At 60.6% G+C, this 21,119-nt stretch carries 22 protein-coding genes and 1 tRNA gene; 20 read left to right on the top strand and 3 right to left on the bottom strand.

Translation table 11 applies throughout. From position 1 onward, the window contains the following. The first annotated feature begins 11 nt into the window (after positions 1-11). The 3 genes from K5658_RS08125 to K5658_RS08115 all read left to right on the top strand — a co-directional run bounded on the left by K5658_RS08125 (position 12) and on the right by K5658_RS08115 (position 4,059). On the top strand, positions 12-1,688 hold the full coding sequence (locus tag K5658_RS08125) for a copper resistance D family protein (protein ID WP_221066443.1): 1,677 nt from the start codon (positions 12-14) through the stop codon (positions 1,686-1,688). A 161-nt stretch (positions 1,689-1,849) separates the two neighbouring features. After that, positions 1,850-3,247: a glycoside hydrolase gene (locus K5658_RS08120; RefSeq protein WP_221066442.1), complete on the top strand. Its 1,398-nt coding sequence runs from the start codon at positions 1,850-1,852 to the stop codon at positions 3,245-3,247. Positions 3,248-3,426: 179 nt separating this feature from the next. After that, entirely contained in the window at positions 3,427-4,059 is a 633-nt protein-coding gene (locus K5658_RS08115) for a protein-methionine-sulfoxide reductase heme-binding subunit MsrQ (protein ID WP_221066441.1), read from the top strand. Here the strand turns inward: K5658_RS08115 and K5658_RS08110 are convergent. Beyond that, positions 4,016-4,429 carry a DUF6691 family protein gene (locus K5658_RS08110; protein ID WP_221066440.1) on the bottom strand — a complete coding sequence of 138 codons (414 nt, stop codon included), beginning with the start codon at positions 4,427-4,429 and terminating at the stop codon, positions 4,016-4,018. The genes K5658_RS08115 and K5658_RS08110 overlap by 44 nt on opposite strands. Beyond that, positions 4,426-4,893, bottom strand: coding sequence for a YeeE/YedE family protein (locus K5658_RS08105; protein WP_221066439.1), 468 nt, complete (start codon positions 4,891-4,893; stop codon positions 4,426-4,428). Before K5658_RS08105 ends, K5658_RS08110 begins: the two co-directional genes overlap by 4 nt. 116 nt (positions 4,894-5,009) lie before the next feature. On the opposite strand from K5658_RS08105, the gene corA reads away from it, so the two are divergent. The 4 genes from corA (at position 5,010) to K5658_RS08085 (ending at position 8,501) form a co-directional block, all read left to right on the top strand. After that, the gene (corA, locus tag K5658_RS08100) at positions 5,010-6,170 is read left to right on the top strand and encodes a magnesium/cobalt transporter CorA (RefSeq protein ID WP_221066438.1); all 1,161 of its coding nucleotides are present in this window, start codon (positions 5,010-5,012) and stop codon (positions 6,168-6,170) included. A 43-nt stretch (positions 6,171-6,213) separates the two neighbouring features. Then, positions 6,214-7,161, top strand: a complete 948-nt coding sequence (locus K5658_RS08095; RefSeq protein ID WP_221066437.1) for a glycosyltransferase family A protein — start codon at positions 6,214-6,216, stop codon at positions 7,159-7,161. 15 nt (positions 7,162-7,176) lie between these two features. After that, the gene (locus K5658_RS08090) at positions 7,177-7,581 is read left to right on the top strand and encodes a hypothetical protein (protein ID WP_221066436.1); all 405 of its coding nucleotides are present in this window, start codon (positions 7,177-7,179) and stop codon (positions 7,579-7,581) included. Positions 7,582-7,952: 371 nt separating this feature from the next. After that, positions 7,953-8,501 carry a DUF1097 domain-containing protein gene (locus K5658_RS08085; protein WP_221066435.1) on the top strand — a complete coding sequence of 183 codons (549 nt, stop codon included), beginning with the start codon at positions 7,953-7,955 and terminating at the stop codon, positions 8,499-8,501. Positions 8,502-8,655: 154 nt separating this feature from the next. On the opposite strand, the gene K5658_RS08080 is transcribed toward K5658_RS08085, so the two are convergent. After that, the gene (locus K5658_RS08080; RefSeq protein ID WP_221066434.1) at positions 8,656-10,341 is read right to left on the bottom strand and encodes a L,D-transpeptidase family protein; all 1,686 of its coding nucleotides are present in this window, start codon (positions 10,339-10,341) and stop codon (positions 8,656-8,658) included. A 136-nt stretch (positions 10,342-10,477) separates the two neighbouring features. Here K5658_RS08080 and K5658_RS08075 point away from each other — a divergent pair, with 136 nt between their 5' ends. The 13 genes from K5658_RS08075 to K5658_RS08015 all read left to right on the top strand — a co-directional run bounded on the left by K5658_RS08075 (position 10,478) and on the right by K5658_RS08015 (position 20,735). Next, complete coding sequence (locus K5658_RS08075; RefSeq protein WP_221066433.1) at positions 10,478-10,936, top strand: SUF system Fe-S cluster assembly regulator; 459 nt, start codon at positions 10,478-10,480, stop codon at positions 10,934-10,936. Between the two features lie 4 nt (positions 10,937-10,940). Further along, the gene (gene sufB / locus K5658_RS08070) at positions 10,941-12,386 is read left to right on the top strand and encodes a Fe-S cluster assembly protein SufB (RefSeq protein ID WP_221066432.1); all 1,446 of its coding nucleotides are present in this window, start codon (positions 10,941-10,943) and stop codon (positions 12,384-12,386) included. 17 nt (positions 12,387-12,403) lie between these two features. Continuing rightward, the gene (locus tag K5658_RS08065) at positions 12,404-12,610 is read left to right on the top strand and encodes an AbrB/MazE/SpoVT family DNA-binding domain-containing protein (RefSeq protein WP_221066431.1); all 207 of its coding nucleotides are present in this window, start codon (positions 12,404-12,406) and stop codon (positions 12,608-12,610) included. Continuing rightward, on the top strand, positions 12,607-12,981 hold the full coding sequence (locus K5658_RS08060; RefSeq protein WP_221066430.1) for a type II toxin-antitoxin system VapC family toxin: 375 nt from the start codon (positions 12,607-12,609) through the stop codon (positions 12,979-12,981). The genes K5658_RS08065 and K5658_RS08060 overlap by 4 nt, the downstream gene beginning before the upstream one ends. A gap of 49 nt (positions 12,982-13,030) precedes the next feature. Continuing rightward, positions 13,031-13,783 (top strand): Fe-S cluster assembly ATPase SufC, encoded by a 753-nt coding sequence (gene sufC / locus K5658_RS08055; RefSeq protein ID WP_221066936.1) that lies wholly within the window; start codon positions 13,031-13,033, stop codon positions 13,781-13,783. Next, entirely contained in the window at positions 13,752-15,098 is a 1,347-nt protein-coding gene (gene sufD / locus K5658_RS08050; RefSeq protein ID WP_246628596.1) for a Fe-S cluster assembly protein SufD, read from the top strand. The genes sufC and sufD overlap by 32 nt, the downstream gene beginning before the upstream one ends. Positions 15,099-15,136: 38 nt before the next feature. Further along, the gene (locus tag K5658_RS08045) at positions 15,137-16,399 is read left to right on the top strand and encodes a cysteine desulfurase (RefSeq protein ID WP_221066934.1); all 1,263 of its coding nucleotides are present in this window, start codon (positions 15,137-15,139) and stop codon (positions 16,397-16,399) included. A gap of 32 nt (positions 16,400-16,431) precedes the next feature. After that, positions 16,432-16,830, top strand: a complete 399-nt coding sequence (locus K5658_RS08040; RefSeq protein WP_246628595.1) for a VOC family protein — start codon at positions 16,432-16,434, stop codon at positions 16,828-16,830. Between the two features lie 78 nt (positions 16,831-16,908). Next, positions 16,909-17,364: a Fe-S cluster assembly sulfur transfer protein SufU gene (sufU, locus tag K5658_RS08035; protein WP_221066429.1), complete on the top strand. Its 456-nt coding sequence runs from the start codon at positions 16,909-16,911 to the stop codon at positions 17,362-17,364. 5 nt (positions 17,365-17,369) lie between these two features. Further along, entirely contained in the window at positions 17,370-17,690 is a 321-nt protein-coding gene (locus K5658_RS08030) for a non-heme iron oxygenase ferredoxin subunit (protein ID WP_221066428.1), read from the top strand. Positions 17,691-17,717: 27 nt separating this feature from the next. Beyond that, positions 17,718-18,566, top strand: coding sequence for a hypothetical protein (locus tag K5658_RS08025; protein WP_221066427.1), 849 nt, complete (start codon positions 17,718-17,720; stop codon positions 18,564-18,566). A gap of 58 nt (positions 18,567-18,624) precedes the next feature. After that, complete coding sequence (locus K5658_RS08020; RefSeq protein ID WP_221066426.1) at positions 18,625-20,634, top strand: UvrD-helicase domain-containing protein; 2,010 nt, start codon at positions 18,625-18,627, stop codon at positions 20,632-20,634. Between the two features lie 24 nt (positions 20,635-20,658). Then, positions 20,659-20,735: transfer RNA gene (locus K5658_RS08015), tRNA-Arg, on the top strand. Positions 20,736-21,119 lie beyond the last annotated feature (384 nt).

Here is a 21,119-nt window from a genome sequence, read left to right as displayed (position 1 = left end):
GGGGCCATTCCATGTACATGCAAGGTTTGGCCAATTTCATCGACGACTTCCTGGGCGGGCTTATCCTCATCGGCTATGCGTTGGTGGTGGGCAGCCTCCTGTGGAGCATCGTCATCCTCAAGGTCTGGTCGCCCCAACCCGCCGCCGGCCCGGCCATCGTCCGCCGCGCCGCCTGGGTGCTGCGCTTCGGGGCCATCGCCCTCGCCGCCATGCAGGGCAGCAAGCTGCTCATCAAGGGCATGGTGCTATGGGGCGTGCTGGGGGAATTGCCGGTCGATGCCTACGTGGGCACGGTGCAATTCCAAGCGGGGCTGATGCGTTTCCTGCTGGCGCTGGGCATCGCCTACCTGGGGGGGCAATTGCTGCTGAGGCCGACCGAGCGGCGGCTGTGGGATTACCTCGCGCTCTGCACCGCGCCCCTGGTCATCGCCGGGGCTTGGCTGGTCCACGCGGTCGGGCGCTTCGAGATGCGTGAACCTTTGATGCTGATGACCCTCCTGCACCAATTCGCCGCCGCCGTCTGGTTCGGCGGGGTGGCGCAGTTGTTGGCGCTGTGGCATCTCGGCAGGCACGACCCCGAGGCCAAAGCCCTCTGGCCCAGCGCCATCGTGCGTTTCGGGGCCTTGGGCTTGAGTTCGGTGGTTCTGCTGATCTTGACCGGATTGCCCTTGGCCCTGGCCTTCGTGGCGTCCTGGCAAGGCTTGTTCGGGACGGGCTATGGCAGCCTGGTGTTGACCAAGATTTTCCTGCTGGGCGTGGCGCTGTGCTTCGCCTATATCAACAACCGGGCGGGCAAGCGCTGGAAGGAGCAAGGCGACGGCGACACCTTGAACCGCAAAGTGCCGTACTACATCGAGGCCGAAGCCTTCGTGCTGGTCGGCGTGCTGTTCATCGCCGCCACCCTGTCCTCGCAACCGCCGTCGGAGGATATCGCGGGCAATCCCGAACTCACCGCCACCCTCCCCGAAGTGGCGCAGATGTTCACCCCGCGGCTCCCCAAAATCCATTCGCCCAGCCACGAGGCGCTACTGGCCGGGGAAGCGGGCCGGGTCGCCGTGGTCAACAAAGTGCCCTCGGTCGCCGCCACCGAATGGTCGGACTACAACCACAACGTGGCCGGCTTGTTCCTCGCCACCATGGGCTTGATGGCGATGCTGTCCTACATCCGGGGGCCGGGTTTCCAATGGGCGAACTACTGGCCCATCGGCTTCGTGGGGCTGAGCATCTTCCTGTTCTTCCGCAGCGACGCCGAAACCTGGCCGCTCGGCCCCATCGGCTTCTGGGAAAGCACCTTCAGCAATGGCGAGGTGTTCCAGCACCGCATCGCCACCTTGTTGGCCTTCGTGCTGGGCGTGTTGGAACTCCGCGCCCGCACCCGGCACGGCGACCCCAGGATGCGCTACATGTTCCCGATCCTGTGCGCGTTCGGCGGTATCCTGCTCCTGACCCACGCCCATGCCGAATTCGAGCTGAAGAGCGAATTCCTGATCCAGTCCACCCACACCACCATGGGCCTATTGGCCGTGTTGATGGCGAGCGGGCGCTGGTTGGAACTGCGCCTCGCCCCAACGGAAGGCGCGGCCCAGGGCGAGGCCTACGCCGAAGGCAGCATCGCCGGTTTCATCGGCATCGTGGCGATGTTCCTGATCGGCAATATCATGATGTTCTACCGGGAGCCGTTGTTCTAGGGGGAAGCGTTCCGGCCAAACCCAAGGGCACCCTTTTCCTATGGGCATCCGCTGTCCCACCGGGAACCGCCGTTTGGAGCGGGCCGCGCAGCGGTCCAATCCCAAGGGCGCCGGTTCCGCGCCCACGTTTCCGAACCATCCCACCCAAGGAGGGATCCGCCATGCCAAACCGCCGCAAACCCTATCTGGCGCTCCTGCTGTGCCTGAGCCTCGATGCCTACGCCGACCCGAAACCGGAAATCCCGGAGGTCCGGGAAACCGTCGCCATCGACACCCGTCAGATTTCCCACGAGTTCCTCGGTTTCGGCACACAAATCTGGGCGCCCGAACTCACTCCCAAAGGCCGGCAGGTATTGGCGGACCTCGATATCGATTATGTCAGGCTCTCGGCCTCGTCGGGATTGAACACCCCCGGCGATCCCACCCCGGTGGATAGCAGCCCGGAGGCTATGGATCGATACATCGCCCGGCAATTCGATAAGAACCCGACCCGGTTGCCCGCCACCAAGTCCGCGTTCGATTTCCTGAAAAGCCAACAGATACAAACCGTGCTTTTAATCTGGCAGGCTCCCAAAGAATGGCAACCCAAGGCCAATCAACTGCTCCCCCAATACCTGGACGATTATGCCCGCGCCTGGGGTTCGACCCTGCATTATCTGGAAACACATGGCATCCGTCCCGATTTCATCGAAATCGTGAACGAACCGGAAGGCCATTGGAGCACCTACGTCCCCCCCGACCAATATAACCAACTCGTGAAACAGGTGAAGCGAGAACTCCAGCGGCGCGGCCTCGGCGATATCGGCATCCTCGGCCCCGGCGTCGGCTCCCAAACCGGCGATAAATGGCCGGCTGGCTTGGACAGCGAGGGCAGGAACGCCTTAAAGGCCTGGTCCGCGCACACCTATGAGGGCAAATATGGCGGCGCCGCGCATAACCTGGCCCCTTTCATCGCGGCGGTCCGCAATATCCAGCCCCAAAAGCCGGTATACATCACCGAGTATTCGACCAAAAACACCGTATTCGACGGTTTCGTCACCCGGCCCAACAACGACCCGGCGGTCGCCGGGCCGATCAAGGCCTCCTATTCGGACCATTATGCCGTGGAGGTTTTTCAAAATACCCTGGCCTTGATTAATGGCGGGGCCAATGCGCTCTTTTACTGGGAATTGGGAGACCATAACTGGGGCATCAACAAAGACTGGGGGATGATAGACCGCCAGGGCAATCCAAAGCCGGTATATTTCGCCCTCAAAACCCTATATCCCCGGATACCGGACCATGCCTCGGTCATCAAGCCGCAATGGCAAACCCATGCCATTACGCTCAGCGCGTTGAAGGCCCAAGGCAAGCTGATTGTCGCGGTCGCCAACAATACCCGCGCCCCGGTGAGCGCCACTTTGAACCTATCGCCCCCGCCTCCGCCAGGGAAACTCGGCTACGTTTCTTTCGAGGGCGGTGCGGCGGTCCAGAAAAACACCGCCCAGTTAGGACAAAACCGGCAAATCGAGATTAAACTGAACCCACAAAGCACGCTCACCTTGGATATTCCCTACTAGCCCAGGGCTCGTCGATTGCGCAAACCTATGAAGCCCAACAACCCTTCCCCGCCCGCGCGGGGTTCCGTGGACGGCATGCCCTGTCCGGCGGCGGTTGGCTTTCCTAGGGGCCGGACGATCCTGGCCGGTGGGAAGCCACCCCCCCGCTTCCACTGAGCGGCGGCCCCGCGCGCCACCGCATGAAATCCCCGCCGCCGCCGCGCATCCTCCTGTTCCTGGCTTGTTCGATCCCGGCGCTCCGCTTGACGGTGGGCGCCCTCACCGGCGGCCTCGGGGCCGATCCGGTCGCCGCCATCACCGCCACCACCGGCCTGTGGACCCTCAACCTGCTGTTCGCCACCCTCGCCATCACGCCGCTGCGCAGGCTCACCGGCTGGCATGGCCTGGGCCGCCCGCGGCGGATGCTGGGGCTGTTCGCGTTCTTCTATGCCTGCCTGCATGGCGCGGCCTACCTGGTGTTCGAGCAGTTCTTCGATTGGGCCGGGATGCTGGCCGATATCGGCAAGCGGCCCTTCATCGCGGCGGGCTGCCTGGGCTTCGCTTTGATGGTGCCGCTGGCGGCGACCTCGACCGATGGCATGATGCGGCGCTTGGGCGGACGCCCTTGGCGGCGGCTGCACCGGCTGGCCTATCTTTGCGCCCTGGCGGCGGTGTTGCATTACCTGTGGTTGGTGAAACGCGATATCACCGTGCCGGGGCTTTATGCCTTAGTCTTATGCGGCTTGCTGGCGGCGCGGATGGTCCGGCCCCGGCGCGGACCGGTCCCGGTCAATCTCCCGGAAACCAGCGCCCCTGTACATAGGCACCAATGAAAATACCGGCCAGGGCGATCAATAACGGCATGTTGCCCACCCCCAAACCCGCGATGGCGGGACCGGGACACACCCCGCACAAGCCCCAACCCGCCCCGAACAGCGCCGCGCCGATCCAGGTCCTGGCACCGGGCCGGGAAGGATGCCGCCCGAATCGCGGCTCCAGCAAGGGCTTTTGCAACAGGCGCGGCGCGAGTTGATAAAACACCAAGGCCACCCCCACCGCGCCGCCCAACACCAAGAGCAGGCCCAAATCCCGGAACAGCAGGAAATCCAGCACCACCTCCGGCCTGACCATGCCCGACACCGCCAAGCCCAAACCAAACAAGGCACCACACCCCAACACCACGCCCAAAGACGCCGCCTTCATGGAACCACCCCCAAACCGTGGAACACCTGGGCCACGGCGATGGCCGTGCCCAGGAACACCAACACCGCCACCAAGGACGGCCATTGCAAAGCGGCCAGCCCGCAAATGCCATGCCCCGCCGTGCAGCCATTCGCCAACCGCGCCCCGAAGCCGATCAACAAGCCGCCGACGAACAAACGCCACGCCTCCACGCCCGTGGAAAAGGACCCGCCGGTGAAGGCCAGATAAACCAGGGCCCCCAGGATCAGGCCGGCGGCATAGACCAAGCGCCAAACCCGGCTAGCCCGCAGATGTTCGCCCTGGAAATGGGCTTGGCGCGACACATAGGACCAAGCGGCGCTGAACAGCGTGCTCATCCCGCCCACCAATCCGGTGGCGAGATAAAGCAACCCGACGGCACCGCCAATCGCGAGGCCACCCCCTAGGTAATGCGCTATCCCCCGGGGGAAAAACGGATCGATCATGGATGCATCCCGATAAGCAAAGGCTGATATTTTAAAGGCTCGGCCCACCCCACCGATACACGGGACCATGCCACCATGGGATAACATGCCCCACCCGATAGGAAGCGGACCCCGATATGAAACGTAAAAAAACCAAACGGCCCCGGACGGCGGAAGATAAATCGCCCCGCGCCCATTTTTCCCCCAGCGGGCGCATGTTGCGGCTGATGCCCTCCCTGCGCCCGTCCAAAGCGGAAATCCCCGCCGCGCCGGTCCCGGCCGCCGAACCCGCCGCCGAATCCGCGCTGCGCGTGATCTGCGTCGATTATTGCCCGGAGCGCATGGAATGCCGGGACATCGTCGATATTCCCGGTTTCCTGGCCCAGCACCGGCCCGTTTGGGCGCGGGTGCGCTGGATCAATATCTCGGGCCCCCACCGGACGGAAAACCTGCGCCCCTTCGCCGAGAAATACCAGTTGCACCCCCTGGCGATAGAGGATGTCTCCTCCGGTGCCCAACGCCCCAAGGTGGAGGATTATCCCGGCCATGGCGAAGCGCCGGGGCGCTTGTTCATCGTGGCCCGCGTGGTCCATATGCTGAACGGCAAACTGCACGACGAACAAATCAGCCTATTCCTGGGCCGCACCACGCTTTTGAGTTTCCAGGAAACCCCCGGCGGCGTATTCGAACCGATCTACCGCCGCCTCGAAGCCCCAGGCTCCAGGATACGCGAAGCCGAGGCCAGTTTCCTGTGCTATTCCTTGCTCGATGCCATCGTCGATAGTTATTTCCCCTTCCTCGAATATTATTCCGACCGTATCGACGAAACCGAGGATGAATTACTGGAAGACCCGGACCATTTCACCCTGCAAAAAACCCATTCGGTGAAGCGGGGCTTGCTGCTATTAAGACGGGCGATCTGGCCGATGCGGGAAATGATCGCCCAATTGCTACGGGAACGGCATGAATGCCTATCGGAAACCACGCTGACCTATTTCCGCGATATTTACGACCATTGCGTGCAGATCATCGACCTCAATGAAACCTACCACGAAATCGCCGCCGCCCTCACCGAAACCTATATGTCGGTCATGTCCAATCGCATGAACGAAATCATGAAGGTGCTCACGGTCATTAGCACCATCTTCATGCCGCTCACTTTCATCGCCGGGGTTTATGGGATGAATATGCCGATCCCGGAAAACCGCTGGCCCTGGAGCTATCCGGTGTTCTGGCTGGTGTGCTTGCTTATCAGCCTGGGGATGCTGGTCTGGTTCCGCCGCCGCGATTGGATATAATTTCGTTATTTCCACGATGCCTATCGCTCCCCGAATACCCGACATGCGCTATACCTTCACCATTTTTATTCCCACTTATAACCGCGCCCATCTCTTGCCCCGCGCCCTCGCTAGTATCCAAGCCCAGACTTTCCGGGATTTCGAAACCGTCATCGTGGACGATGGCTCCACGGATAACACCGAAGCCTTGATCCGGGACTGGCAGGCGCGGGCGGATTTCGAGCTGGTGTATCTCAAGCAGCCGAACCAAGGCAAATACGCCGCGCAGAATGCCGGGGTGGCGGTGGCGCGGGGCTGGTTTTTCCTACTGTTGGATTCAGACGACCGATTGTTGCCGGATACTTTGGAGCGCATACTGCGCCATTGGGAATCCATCCCGGCAGCCGAGCGCCCGCGCTATGCCGGGGTGGAAGGCTTGGTGGAAAGCATGGACGGGCAGCGGGTATTGACCACGCCCTACCCAAGCAATCCTTGCGATATCAGTTATCTCGACCTGTATTATCGGTTGGGGATCGGCGGCGATAAAAAGCACGCCATCCGCACCGAGATATTGCGGCGGTTTCCCTATCCATTATTTCCAAGTGAATTGAATAGCCGCGATTCCATCACCTGGAACCGGATCGCCCATGAATATATCTTCCGCTGCGTGAACGAATCGGTGCAGCAGGTGGAATATCAGCCCGATGGGCTAACCTCCAACCGCTTCCGCATCCGCATGACCAGTCCGCGTGGATTCCAATTATTTTTCCGGGAAGAAATCACCCTGCACCGGGCTTGGCTCAGCCGCAAGCAGCTTCGGCGCAGCACCATCGAATTCATCCGCTTTTCGCTGCATATCGGCTTGGGACCGTGGAGACAGGGAAAACAGGTGGGTTACGACCCGCTCTGGCTATTATCATTGCCGATGGGGTATATACGGTGGTGGGTGGACTTATATCGACTGCGCTTCAAGGGCGGAAATATCCGCAACCGGGCGGTGATGCATAATTAGCGGGTCAATATAACCATGTGGCGCATCGAGTTCTGTTCGGCTGAATTCCTGCCCGTCCTTCCCGAGCAATGCCAAGCCAATCCGGGCGCATATGGATTCGAACTGGCTTGGTGGCTGGCCCAAGCGCTCGCAAGAAACGGCTTTGTCACCAGTTATCCCATAGGGGAGGATTGGGGCTGGCTTATCGAATATATCAGCCCATCCGGTGTGGAATTCACCATCGGATGCGGCAGCATGGGCGAGCCGGGCGCTGGATATCTCCAAACTCCGCTTGAATGGTCCATCTTTATTCGACCCCATCCCTCTCTCAGGCAACAGCTCAAGGGTATTTCCCACGCAGCGGAGGTATCGCGCTTAGGCCGGGCTATTGTCGATATGCTCGATAGCAAAGGCATCGTAGCTACGCAAGCCGAGATGTAAGGTAAGCAGCACCATCGCCTATTATTTGCGCGGCCCCGGATGCGGGTTTTAACTGAGTGAATGAGCCATTCCGCACAGACCCAAACCCGCGCCATGAAATCCGGCGCGAAGACCCATCACCGCAAGCCATTATTCCATATCGGGTTCTGGATATATCACCTCGAAATGCCAACGGATCGCGCCTTATGGCGGGATTCGCAGCCGGACCGAAAAACTATTGCATATCCCATATTGCGACAATATGCCCCGCCCCGCCCGCGTTGACATCGGTGTGGGACGCAAGCATCCTCTGCCCCCCTTAATGGGTTATTGCACCCATTACGACACTGCGCTTACTTCGTTTTGATTTTTACCGATATGGGATATGAACCATGGATAAACTGACTTCCCTTTCCTTGAGCATTGGCGTTTTATCGGGTATCGCGACCTATTTCGCCGTGGGGCCGGCGGCGGGTGTGTTTTTCATTTGGGCGGCGACCATCGCCTGGGCCGCCTATTTCCTATTGGGTGCCAATTTGGAGGCCGCGATCAATACCGGCGTCAACGGCATCTTCGGGGTGTTCATGGCCTGGGTAACCGCGATATTTTTGCTGAAAATAGACCCTAAGGTTTCTATCGGCGTGGAAATCGCCACGGCCTTGATCGTAGGCGGAGCGGTGATTGTTTTGTGCCTGTCCGCCAAGCTACCGCAATTCGCGGTGATCCCGGTGGGCGTCCTGGGGTATTCCTCCACTTTCGCCTATTTGCTACAAACCCCGGACAAAATGACCCAGGAAGTGCTGTTGGGTGCCAGCCTGAATAATCCGCTCTTGGTGATTTCGATTTCCTTCATCCTCGGCGCGGTATTCGGCCACCTGTCCAATCAACTCGCCAACCAGTTGAATTCCCTGCCAAACCCATTCGCTTCGGATAGGGGATGATCAAGCGCAAGTAGCCCGGATGCGGCATAGCGGAATCCGGGCTACGCTAGAATATTCTCGGTTTGGGTGTACGCCCAGCCGTAGCGGATCATCTGAGTGGGCACGGAATACGTGCCCACCCTAAAAGGAATGTGGAAATGCTCTAGTGGCGGATTCAGAAAGGATAGGGAAACCCCTTCTCCAACAAGGTCTCCAACACCCGGTCATGGCCATAAATATCGCCAAAGAAACTCACCCGCCCTTCCCTGTCGGCCAGGACCGTGGAATAGAAAATATACACCGGGATCGGCTTATCCAGCGTGACATTCTTGGGGCTATCGCCCTTCATCGCGGCCTCGATCCGTTCCCGCGACCATTCCGCGTTATCCGCCAGCACCCATTCCGCCAACTTCACCGGGTCTTCCACCCGGATACAGCCATGGCTGAAATCCCGCCGCGAGCGCTGGAATAAACCCTGGCTGGGCGTACTATGCAAATAGACATTATTGTTATTGGGGAAGGTGAATTTAACCAAGCCCAACGCATTCTTAGGACCGGGCCTCATCCTCAATTTTAAAGCCCCGGAAGCCAGCATCTCGATATTGCCGGAACTGGCCGCATAGGGCTGGGCATTGGGGCCGAAATTGGCGACGATCTCCATATTATGCTGGGCCAGATATCCAGGATTGCGCCGGGCGATGGGCAGGTATTCCTTGACCGCGATTTGATACGGCACATTCCAATAAGGCCGGAAGGTCACATAGGTCATATCCGAATGGAACACCGGGGTATGGCGTCCATTGATGGCCTCGCCCACGATCACATTCATCTGGATATCGTGGTGGCCGAAACCCTCGCCATCCCTGGAGCCATACAATTGGAACGAAGGGATATTCACGATCAGATATAAGCCCTTGATATCCTCCGGCAACCAGCGCAGCCGCTCCAAGCCCAATTGGATTTGCCGGACCCGCTCGGCCAGCGGCACATTCAACTGCGCCAAAGTCCCCTTGCCGATCACGCCATCCGCCGCCAGGCCGTGGCGCTTCTGGAACGCCTTCACCGCCGCCGCCAATTCGGGATCGTAGGTTTCCGATTCCGCCAGTTCCGGCTTGATCTCCTTGATATCGCCCAAGGCCAGCAGCAAGCGCCGCAAGGCCGGCACATCCTTGTGCTTGGCACCGGGACCGAACTTGGCCGGGAAATTCACCGCCACCGTCAGGGTGTCCTTCGCCAACGCTTGGTAGCGCGCCAAAGCCTCTTTCAGCCAGCCATACACCGGCAGTTTGGGTTCGACCGCATCGACCAGGGCTTTCGGGTGATCGCTGGCGGCGATGTCCTTGAGCAGGGCGGGCAAATCCAGTTTCTTGGGTTCGATGCTGAGGCCGAAATCGACATGGCGCGGATTCACCCGCCCCACGTACAGGTTGGATACATAGCGCATGGTGGCGAGGCTCAAAGCCAGATCGAACAGCGCCGTCTCGCGGGGATTGGCGTTGGCCAGTTCCGGGGCGGCCAGCCATTGCTTGAGCAAAGCCGCGTCGTAATCGGCGGCGTTCAAACCCTTGGCGTCGGCCTCGGCCAGGCTGTCGATCATCGCCGCCGCTTGCGGGGTGGGCTGGCCGTCCTTGATCCAGAGCGGCGCAAGGCCGGTTTGCTGATAAAGCTCGTCGAGCTTGGCCTGATAATCCGGGAACGCGCCCCAGCGCGATTTGGGATGCGTCCCCTCCTTCAACAGGCTTTGGAGATGGGTGGACACCGTATCGGTCGGCGGCTCTTCGGCCCGGCCGGAATGGACGAAACACAGGAGCGCGAACAGGCAGCACCAAAGGCTCCCGGTGGGAAAACGGGCGGTCATCATCGGAATAGTTATCCTGGCTGGCAATCGGGCGGAGCGCGAAGTATACGCCGATTGCCCGCGTCCCCCGGCAATACCCGACTGCTTTACTTGGGCTTTATACAGGACTAGAATGGTCCCCAATTAACGGAGCCTATCCATGCTACGCATCGGCAAACTCACGGATTACGCCATCATCGTGCTGGGCCACATGGCGAAACAGCCCGAGCGGACCTATACCGCCTCCGACCTCGCCAGCACGGCCAGCGTCGCCATCCCCACGGTGAGCAAGATATTGAAAGCGCTCACCCGCACCGGCGTCCTCAAATCCACCCGCGGCGCCAAAGGCGGCTACCAACTTGCCCTGCCGCCCGAGCGCACCACCGTGGCCCGCATCATCTACGCGATGGAAGGCCCCATCGCCCTGACAGAATGCGGCCTGGAACACGATGTCTGCGAGCAGGCCTCCTGCCACATCCGTGGCAACTGGGCCGTCATCAACCGGGCGATCCGCTCCTCGCTGGAATCGGTCACGCTGGCCGACATGGCCCGGCCCCAAGCGCCCGAGGAAATCCGTATTTCCGCGCATAATATCCCCATTTACCCGAGACCGGAGTAACCCCATGGCCGCGACCGCCGAAACCCTGGAAAAGCTGATTAAAAAGGAATATATGCCCGGCTTCGTCACCGATTTAGAAGCCGATACCCTGCCCCCAGGCCTGAGCGAAGACGTGATCCGCGCCATTTCCGCCAAAAAGGACGAACCGCAATGGATGCTGGAATGGCGCCTGGAAGCCTATCGCCATTGGCTGACCATGCAAGAGCCGCGCTGGGCCTATGTCGATTACGAGCCGGTGGATTATCAGGCCATCAGCTATTACTCGGCCCCGAAAACCAAGGAAGGACCGAAAAACCTGAACGAAGTCGATCCGAAACTCCTGGAAACCTACAAGAAACTGGGTATCCCGCTCTATGAGCAAGAACGCTTGGCCGGGGTGGCGGTGGACGCGGTATTCGATAGCGTTTCGGTCGCCACCACCTTCAAGGACAAACTGGCGGCGGCGGGGGTGATTTTCTGCTCCATCTCGGAAGCCGTGCAGAAACATCCCGAGCTGGTGCGGCGATATATCGGCAGCGTGGTGCCGACCGGCGATAACTTTTTCGCGGCGCTGAATTCGGCGGTATTCACCGATGGTTCCTTCGTGTATATCCCCAAGGGTGTGCGTTGCCCGATGGAGTTATCGACCTATTTCCGTATCAATGCCTCGAAAACCGGCCAGTTCGAGCGCACCTTGATTATTGCCGATGAAGACAGCCATGTGAGCTATCTCGAAGGATGCAGTGCACCCATGCGCGACGAAAATCAACTCCACGCCGCCGTGGTGGAATTGGTCGCGCTGGACCGGGCACAAATCAAATATTCCACCGTGCAAAACTGGTATCCCGGCGACGAGGAAGGCCGGGGCGGGATTTATAATTTCGTGACCAAGCGCGGCGATTGCCGGGGGTTTCAATCCAAGATTTCCTGGACCCAGGTGGAAACCGGCTCGGCCATCACCTGGAAATATCCCAGCTGCATTTTGACCGGCGATGAATCGGTGGGCGAATTCTATTCGGTCGCCGTGACCAACCACCGCCAGCAAGCCGATACCGGAACCAAGATGATCCATATCGGCAAGAATACCAGCAGCACCATTATCTCGAAGGGGATTTCCGCCGGTCGCGCCCAGAATAGCTATCGGGGCTTGGTCAAAGTTTTGAAGAGCGCCGAAAACGCCCGTAATTATACCCAGTGCGACTCCCTCTTGATCGGCGACCGCTGCGGTGCCCATACCTTCCCCTATATCGAAGTCAAACAACCTTCGGCCCAGGTCGAGCATGAAGCCACTACCTCGAAAATCAGCGAAGATCAATTATTCTTTTGCCAACAGCGGGGTTTGTCCGCCGAGGATGCGGTATCGATGATCGTGAATGGCTTCTGCAAGCAGGTGTTCAAGGAATTGCCGATGGAATTCGCGGTGGAGGCGCAGGCTTTATTGGGGATTAGCCTGGAAGGCAGCGTGGGTTAATCAACCGGAGATCGCCAATGCAAACCGTGACCGTCTCGCCAAACCTGGAACTGCCTTTACCCATTTCGATTTGCGAAGCTTTGCATATCAAGCCGGGCCAGAAAATCCAGGTGGTTCAACTCGATGGCCGCATCGAATTGATTCCGCAACCCAGCCTAAAACAGGCCCGTGGTTTTCTAAAAGGCATAGACACTACGATTGAACGGGAAGAGGACCGGCTGTGAATGTCGTCGATTCCTCCGGCTGGTTGGAATATTTCGCCGAAGGTCCGAATGTGGAATTTTTCGCTCCGGCCATTGAGGATACCCGGAACCTGATCGTACCTTCCATTAGCCTGTACGAAGTGTTCAAGCGGGTATTGATCCAAGCCGACGAAACCCAGGCTTTACGTGCGGTTGCCTTGATGCAGGAAGCCCAGGTTATCGATTTGAATACAAGCTTGGCCGTTTACGCGGCCCAACTTTCATATCAATATAAAACGCCCATGGCGGATAGCATCATATTAGCCACGGCCTGGACATATCAGGCCGTACTGTGGACCCAGGACAATGATTTCGAGGGGTTGCCCAAGGTGAATTACATCCATAAACCATGAACCATAACCCTTGAAACTATCGCCCCAGCTCATCGAGATTTCAAAAACCATGCTCACCATCGAAAACCTCCAAACCCAAGTCGAAGACAAACCCATCCTCAAAGGTATTAGCCTCACGGTGAATCCTGGCGAAGTCCATGCCATCATGGGCCCGAACGGCTCCGGCAAAAGCACTTTGTCGCATGTTTTAGCCGGGCGCTCCGGCTATGAAGTGACCGGTGGCAGCGTGGATTTCAAAGGCCAGAACCTCCTGGACATGAAACCCGAGGAGCGGGCCAGGGCCGGGATATTCCTGGCGTTCCAATATCCGGTCGAAATCCCCGGCGTCAGCAATATCTATCTGCTGAAAGCGGCGCTCAACGCCGTGCGGCGGCATCGCGGCGATAACGAAGTCGATGCCATGGATTTCCTGCAACTGGTGAAAGGCAAAATCAAATCGCTAGGATTGGATGAACAATTCCTCTATCGCGGCGTCAACGAAGGGTTTTCCGGCGGCGAGAAGAAGCGCAACGAAATCCTGCAAATGGCGATTTTGGAACCCGGTTTGTGCATCCTCGACGAAACCGATTCCGGCCTCGATATCGACGCCCTGAAAATCGTCGCCGATGGGGTGAATGCGCTGCGCTCGCCGGAGCGGTCTTTCATCCTGGTCACGCATTATCAGCGCTTGCTCGATTACATCAAGCCGGATTTCGTGCATGTATTGGCCCATGGCCGTATCGTCAAATCGGGCGGGCCGGAATTGGCCTTGGAATTGGAAGAAAAAGGTTATGGCTGGGTCGAACAACCCGCCGCCGCCTGAGGGTTCCATCATGCAGCAATACGCCGAATATTACCAAGCCACGGCCCGCGATTTACCGGGGCGGGATTTGCCTTGGCTCCAAACCCTGCGGGCGGAAGCCACCGAGCGCTTCGCGGCGGGCGGTTTTCCGTCGCCGCGCGAAGAGGAATGGAAATACACCAATATCGTCGCCCTGGAGAAAAAGCGGTTCCAGCCCAGCTTGGCCGGGACGGCTGGCACGCTCGCTCCGGCCAAGATCGAAGCCTGGCGTTTGCCGGAAGCCGCGGCGCTGGTGTTCGTCGATGGCCGCTTCGATGCGGGCTTGTCGCGCTTGGAAGGCTTGCCGGACGGCGTGACCGTGTTGCCCTTGACGGCGGCTTTGGCGCAATATCCCGAACGGGTCGAGGCGGCTTTCCAGCGCGTGGCCGGACGCGAACCCCATGGCTTCGTCGCCTTCACCACGGCTTATTTCCAGGATGGGGCGTTCATCTCGATCCCGGCGGGCGTGGTCTTGGCTAGGCCATTGCAATTGCTGCATGTTTCGACCCGCGACGATGGGCTGGCGACCCTGCGCCATATCATCGCGCTGGACCGGCAGGCCCAGGCCCAGGTGGTCGAAACCTATGTCGGCCTCGACGGCGCGGCCTATCTGACGGCGGCGGTCACGGAAATCGACCTGGGCGAAGACAGCGCCCTCGACCATTACAAGTTCCAGGCCGAGACCGACAAGGCTTATCACTTCGGCGGCATCTACGCGGCAGAGGCGCGTTCGGCCCGGCTGTATCAGCATCACGCGGCTTTCGGGGGACTCCTGGCCCGCACCGAAATCCACAGCGCCCTAGGCCTGGGCGCGGAATGCGAATTGAACGGCCTGTTCCTCGCCACGGGTCGCCGCCACCTCGACACCCACACCTTGATTCAGCACCAAGCCCCACGCGGCACCAGCCGCGAAACCTACCGGGGCATCGCCGCCGACCGGGCGCGGGGCGTGTTTTCGGGCAAGGTCGTGGTCGCCCAGGACGCCCAGAAAACCGATGCCGATATGAATATCCGCAACCTGCTGCTGTCGGCGGATGCCGAGATCGACGCCAAGCCGCAATTGGAAATCCTGGCCGACGATGTGAAATGCGCCCATGGCGTCACCGTGGGCCAACTCAACCCGCAGTCGGTGTTCTACCTGCAATCGCGGGGAATGGACGAGGCTTCGGCCCGCAATATGCTTACTTTCGCCTTCGCCAATGAAATGGTGGAGAAAATCCGGCTGGACGGCCTGAAACAACAGGTCCAAGACGCCCTGCTCGCCGCCCTGCCCCAAGCCCAAGGGGACTGGCTATGAATACCGCTGTGCAAAAACACCAAAGAACCGCCGAACCCATGCCGCAGTTCATACCCCAACCGCAATTACAGGTCGCCGATACCGGCTACGACCTCGCCCGCATCCGCGCCGATTTCCCGATCCTGGCGCAGAGCATCCACGGCAAGCCCTTGGTCTACCTGGACAACGCCGCTTCCACCCAGAAGCCCCGCGCCGTCATCGATTGCATCCGCAAGGTGTACGAGGAGGACTATGCCAATGTGCATCGCGGGGTGCATACCCTGAGCCAGCGGGCGACGGATTTGTTCGAGGGGGCGCGGGAGAAGGTGCGGGCGTTCATCAACGCCGGAAGCGAGCGCGAAATCATCTTCACCCGCGGCACCACCGAGGCCATCAACCTGGTGGCGCAGAGCTATGGCCGCTCCAAGCTGGGCGCGGGCGACGAAATCCTTATCACCGCCATGGAGCATCATTCCAACATCGTGCCCTGGCAGATGTTGTGCGGGCAAACCGGCGCAGTGCTGAAAGTCGCGCCCATCAACCTCGACGGCGAATTGCTGCTGGACGAATTCGCGGCGCTGTTGTCGGAACGCACCCAGCTGGTGGCCGTCACCCATATGTCGAACGCGCTCGGCACCATCAACCCGGTGGCGGAAATCATCGCCCTGGCCCATGCCCGCAGCGTGCCCGTGCTGCTGGACGGGGCGCAGGCGATTCCCCACCTCACCGTGGACGTGCGGGCGCTGGATTGCGATTTCTACGCCTTTTCCGGGCACAAGCTGTATGGGCCGTCCGGCATCGGCGTGTTGTACGGCAAGGAAACCTTGCTGAAAGCCATGCCGCCCTACCAAGGCGGCGGCGACATGATCCGCCAAGTCACGTTCGAGAAGACCGAGTACAACAGCCTGCCCTATAAATTCGAGGCCGGCACGCCCAATATCGTCGATACCATCGCCCTGGGCGCGGCCATCGACTATGTGCGCGGCATCGGCATCGAAGCCATCGCCGCCCACGAACACCGGCTGTTGGCCTACGCCACCGAACGCGCCGCCCAGATCGACGGGCTGAAGCTGATCGGCACCGCCCACGCCAAGGGTGCGATCCTGTCCTTTACCCTCGGGCGCATCCATCCGCACGATATCGGCACCTTGCTCGACCATATGGGCATCGCTATCCGCGCCGGGCACCATTGCGCCATGCCGGTGATGGATTTCTTCCAGGTGCCGGCCACGGCGCGGGCCTCGTTCGGGCTTTACAATAGCTTCGAGGAAGTCGATACCCTGATGGCGGGCCTCCGCCAGGTGATCGAGATTTTCGGTTAGGTGCCGCTTTCCAGACCAATAGGAAAACCCCGATGGGCTCACCGATAAAAATCGCTGGCATCGACCATTTGGTCTTGACAGTCAAGGATATCGCCACGACCTGCGCCTTCTACGAAAAAGCGCTGGGCATGAAGGTCACGACCTTCGGCGCGGATAGGAAAGCCTTGTCCTTCGGCAGTCAAAAGATCAATCTGCACGCCTATGATCATGAGTTCGAGCCGAAAGCGCTGAAACCCACACCGGGGGCGGTGGATATCTGCTTTATTACCTCCACCCCCATCCCCGAAGTCATCGGGCATTTGACCGGCTGTGGCGTGGCGGTCGTCGAAGGGCCGGTGCGGCGGACCGGCGCGCAAGGCCCGATCTTATCGGTCTATTTCCGCGACCCCGACCTGAATTTGATCGAAGTCGCCAACGCGATAGACCCGTAGTTGATCGCCAAACGCCCAGCGCGGCGGATGCTCCGCTGCCGGATGCGGCCTATTTCCCCCTTTTCGGACACCTAAAGAATGCTGGATACAATCAGAGACCTGTACCAAGAAGTCGTCTTCGACCACAACCGCAACCCGCGCAATTTCCGGGTGATGGACGACGCCAACCGTAAGATCGAAGGCTTCAATCCCCTGTGCGGCGACCGCATCACCCTTTATGTCAAAGTCAACGCGGGCGTGATCGAGGACGTGAGTTTCCAAGGCTCGGGCTGCGCCATCTCCACCGCCTCGGCCTCCTTGATGACCGAGATCGTGCGCGGCCAGACCGAAGCCGAAGCCGAGCGGCTGTTCGAGACCTTCCACCGCATCACCACCAGCCAGGACGGCGACGCCGTGAACCTGGAGGAAATCGGCAAGCTGGCGGTATTGGCGGGCGTCCGGGCCTATCCGGCGCGGGTGAAGTGCGCGACCCTGGCTTGGCATTCCTTGCAGGCGGCGCTCAAGAACGAAGGCGAGACCATCAGCACGGAGTGAGAACCATGTCCGACTGGATCGACGTGGCCCGCGAGGGTAGCCTGGCCGAAGGCGAACATCTGGTGGTGGACGTGGACGGCACCGAGGTCGCCGTGTTCAGGATCGAAGGCGCGTATTACGCCATCCAGGACGCCTGCACCCACGACGGCGCGGAAATCGCCAGCGGGCGGTTGGAAGGCTGCGAAATCATCTGCCCGCGCCACCGCGCCCGCTTTTCCCTCAAGACCGGGAAAGTGCTGTCGCCCCCGGCCTACGAAGACCTCGCCACCTTCCCGGTGCGGGTCGAGGACGGGCGCATCCAGGTCCGGGACGCATGCTGGGATTGAAAGGCCCATACCCCGCCCGCTGTCAGGATGAAACCGTGGCTCGTCGGCTGGCTCCTGGCCCTGGCGCTGGCCTCCGGCGCGGCGGAAGCGCGTAGCCTGCGCGGCAAGCGCCTGAAATCCACCCAGGACACGGTGGCAACCGATAGCGGCGACCGAAAAAAAACCGACAGCCTCGCCGTCGAAGCCGACGAATCGGTCGCCGAACAAGTCAACGACCCGGCTTCCTTCCTCCGCGAAATCAGCCTCGACACCCGCATCGAACACGGCACCGGACCCGATCCCACCACCCTCGAACTCACCCCCACCCTGGCCCTGCCCGTCGGCCAAAGGTTCCGCTTCGAGGGCGGGATTCCGGTGCTGGTGAACGGCCCCGGCGACCGCAACGATATCGAACCGGGGGATATCTATGGTTCGCTGGCCTATATCTTCGCCTCGACCCGGAACGCCAATTATCTGGCCGACCTACGCATCGACCTCCCCACCGGCAACCTCCCGTTCAACGCCGGACAGAACGTCGCGCTTTGGCATGTGGGGCTGGGCGCGGTGGGCTACGCCTTCCAAGAGCTTGGCTTCCTGCTGGTTTCCAAGCTGGAATACCAACGCTCGATCCCCCGGAACCGGGGGGACGCCCGTATCGCCGACCTGCTGGGCAATCTCGCCCTGGTCTACCTCTGGTCCGATACCGCCTACCTGCGCGGCGAATTCACCCTCACCCTGGACGAACGGGCGGGCTGGCGCAACGCGGGGCTGTTCGCCGTGGAAGCCGGCTGGGTATTCCTGGACCATTATTCCGTGGCGCTGGGCTATGAATTCGACGCCTGGGGCAGCCCAGAAATCCGCAACGCCGCCAACCTCGCGCTGGGCTATCTGTTCTGAGCCAAGCCGCCGCCGATGCCGGTACAATCCGCCGCTTCCCCCTTCGCATCACTTTCCCATGTCCCAACTCAATCCCCAACAACACGCCGCCGTGGTCACGCTGGATTGCCCGCTCCTGGTCCTGGCCGGGGCCGGCAGCGGCAAGACCAAGGTCATCACCGAGAAAATCGCCCATCTCATCCGGCAAGGCACCCCGGCCCGCCACATCGCCGCCGTCACCTTCACCAACAAGGCGGCGCGGGAAATGAAATCCCGCGTGGGCCGCATCGTGGACGAGCGCAATATCCGGGGACTCACGGTCTCGACCTTCCACGCCCTGGGCCTCGATATCGTGCGGCGCGAACACAAGGCGCTGGGGTTCAAGCAGAACATCTCGATCTTCGACGAACACGACCGCCTGGTGCTGCTCAAGGAACTCATCAAGCATTCGGTGTCGGAATGGGATATCGACAAGGCCGAAGCCTACGCCTGGCAAATCAGCCGCTGGAAGAACCTGTTCATCACCCCGGAACAGGCCCAGGCGGAACCGGAAGGGCTGAATCCCGGCATGGCCCGGCTCTATGGCGAATATGTGCGCCATCTGCGGGCCTATAACGCGGTGGATTTCGACGACTTGATCCTGTGGCCGGTGCTGCTGTTCCAGGATCAACCGGAGGTATTGGAGCAATGGCGGCACCGGATCCGCTATCTGCTGGTGGACGAATACCAGGACACCAACCAGACCCAATATCAACTGGTCAAGTTGCTGGCCGGGGCGCTGGGCCGCTTCACCGTGGTGGGCGACGACGACCAGTCGATCTACTCCTGGCGCGGTGCCCAGCCGGAAAACCTCGCCCAGTTGCAGCGCGATTACCCGAGGCTCAAGCTGGTCAAGCTGGAACAGAACTACCGCTCGACCGGGCGCATCCTCAAGGTCGCCAACCAGCTCATCGCCAACAATCCCCACCCGTTCGAGAAACGGCTGTGGAGTTCCCTGGGCTATGGCGATCCGCTGCGGGTGCTGAGCCACAAGGACGACCTCCAGGAAGCCCGCAACATCGCCACCGATCTGGTCCATCACCGCTTCCGCCACGGCACCCAATACCAGGATTACGCCATCCTCTACCGGGGCAACCATCAATCGCGGCCCTTCGAGCAGGCGCTGCGCGAACACAGCATCCCCTATTTCATCAGCGGCGGCCTGTCGTTCTTCGGCTACACGGAAGTGAAAGACATCCTGGCCTACCTGCGGTTGCTGGTGAACCCGGACGACGACGCGGCCTTCCTCCGCATCGCCAACGTGCCGCGCCGGGAAATCGGCCCCGCCACCCTGGAAAAACTCGGTGCCTACGCCAACCGGCGGCACATCAGCCTGTTCGCGGCCTGTGCGGAATTCGGCCTGGAACACAGCCTGCCCGAGGCGGGTTTGCGGCGATTGCGGCATTTCTGCGGGCAGATTTCCACCGTGGCCGAACAGGCACGGCAGGGCGACGCCTTCGCGGTGGTCGATGAATTCGTCGCGGCCCTCGGCTACGAGCAATGGCTGAAGGACAGCCTCGACAATAACGACACCGCCAAGCGCAAGATGGGCCAGGTCCGCGAACTGCTGGACTGGCTGAAACGCATCGCCCACGAAGACCCGGCCAAACCGAAAAGCCTGTCCGAAGTGGTGGCCCGCATCATGCTGCTGGACGTGCTGGAACGCGGCCAGGAAGAAAAAGCCGGCGACCGGGTCAACCTGATGACCCTGCACGCCGCCAAGGGTTTGGAATTTCCCCATGTCTATCTGGTCGGCCTGGAGGAAAACATCCTGCCCCACCAAGCCAGCATCGAGGCCGACACGGTCGAGGAAGAACGCCGCTTGGCCTATGTCGGCATCACCCGCGCCCAGCGCACCCTGACCTTGAGCTATTGCAGCCACCGCAAGCGCCAGGGCGAATTGCAAAGCACCCAGCCCAGCCGCTTCCTGGACGAGTTGCCGCAGGACGACCTGGAATGGGTGAACCGCAAACCGCCGGACCCCGAACTCCAGCGCGAATACGGCATCGCGGCCCTGGCCCATATCCGCAGCCTGTTAAACAAGCCCTGAATGCGTTAGAATGGGCGCTCCTCAGTGCCCGTAGCTCAGTTGGATAGAGTGTTGGCCTCCGAAGCCAAAGGTCGTGGGTTCAAGTCCCGCCGGGCACGCCAGATAAATCAAGGGGTTAGCGAAAGCTAACCCTTTGTCATTTTCAGCGGTGCAACCTCTATTCCCCCCCGCGACCCGCACCGCCGTAAGCCCCACCGCAATCCCCCCAATCGGCGGCGACCCAATCCCGCATTCAGACGATGGGCGTGAAAATTAGCGGAGCGCTAAAGCCCGATGTAATATCGAACCGCCCGGCAGCGTCCACCCCCATGGCAATCAGGACAAAACATCCATCCGCTCCGGCCTATTTTTCAGATGTTGGCGGAAGCGGGGGGATGGACCCAACCCCGCCCATAGGGCCCTCCTAAGCCATCGCGCAAACCCAAGCAGAACCGCCCGCCGGGCTCGCCCGGATGCCGGCACCTTCGAGCGTATCGGCGGCTCCC

Origin of the sequence: Methylomagnum ishizawai (assembly GCF_019670005.1) — a bacterium.
Lineage (GTDB): Bacteria > Pseudomonadota > Gammaproteobacteria > Methylococcales > Methylococcaceae > Methylomagnum > Methylomagnum ishizawai.
Note: the sequence above shows the minus strand (reverse complement) of the source record. Positions and strands in the feature narration are given on the sequence as shown.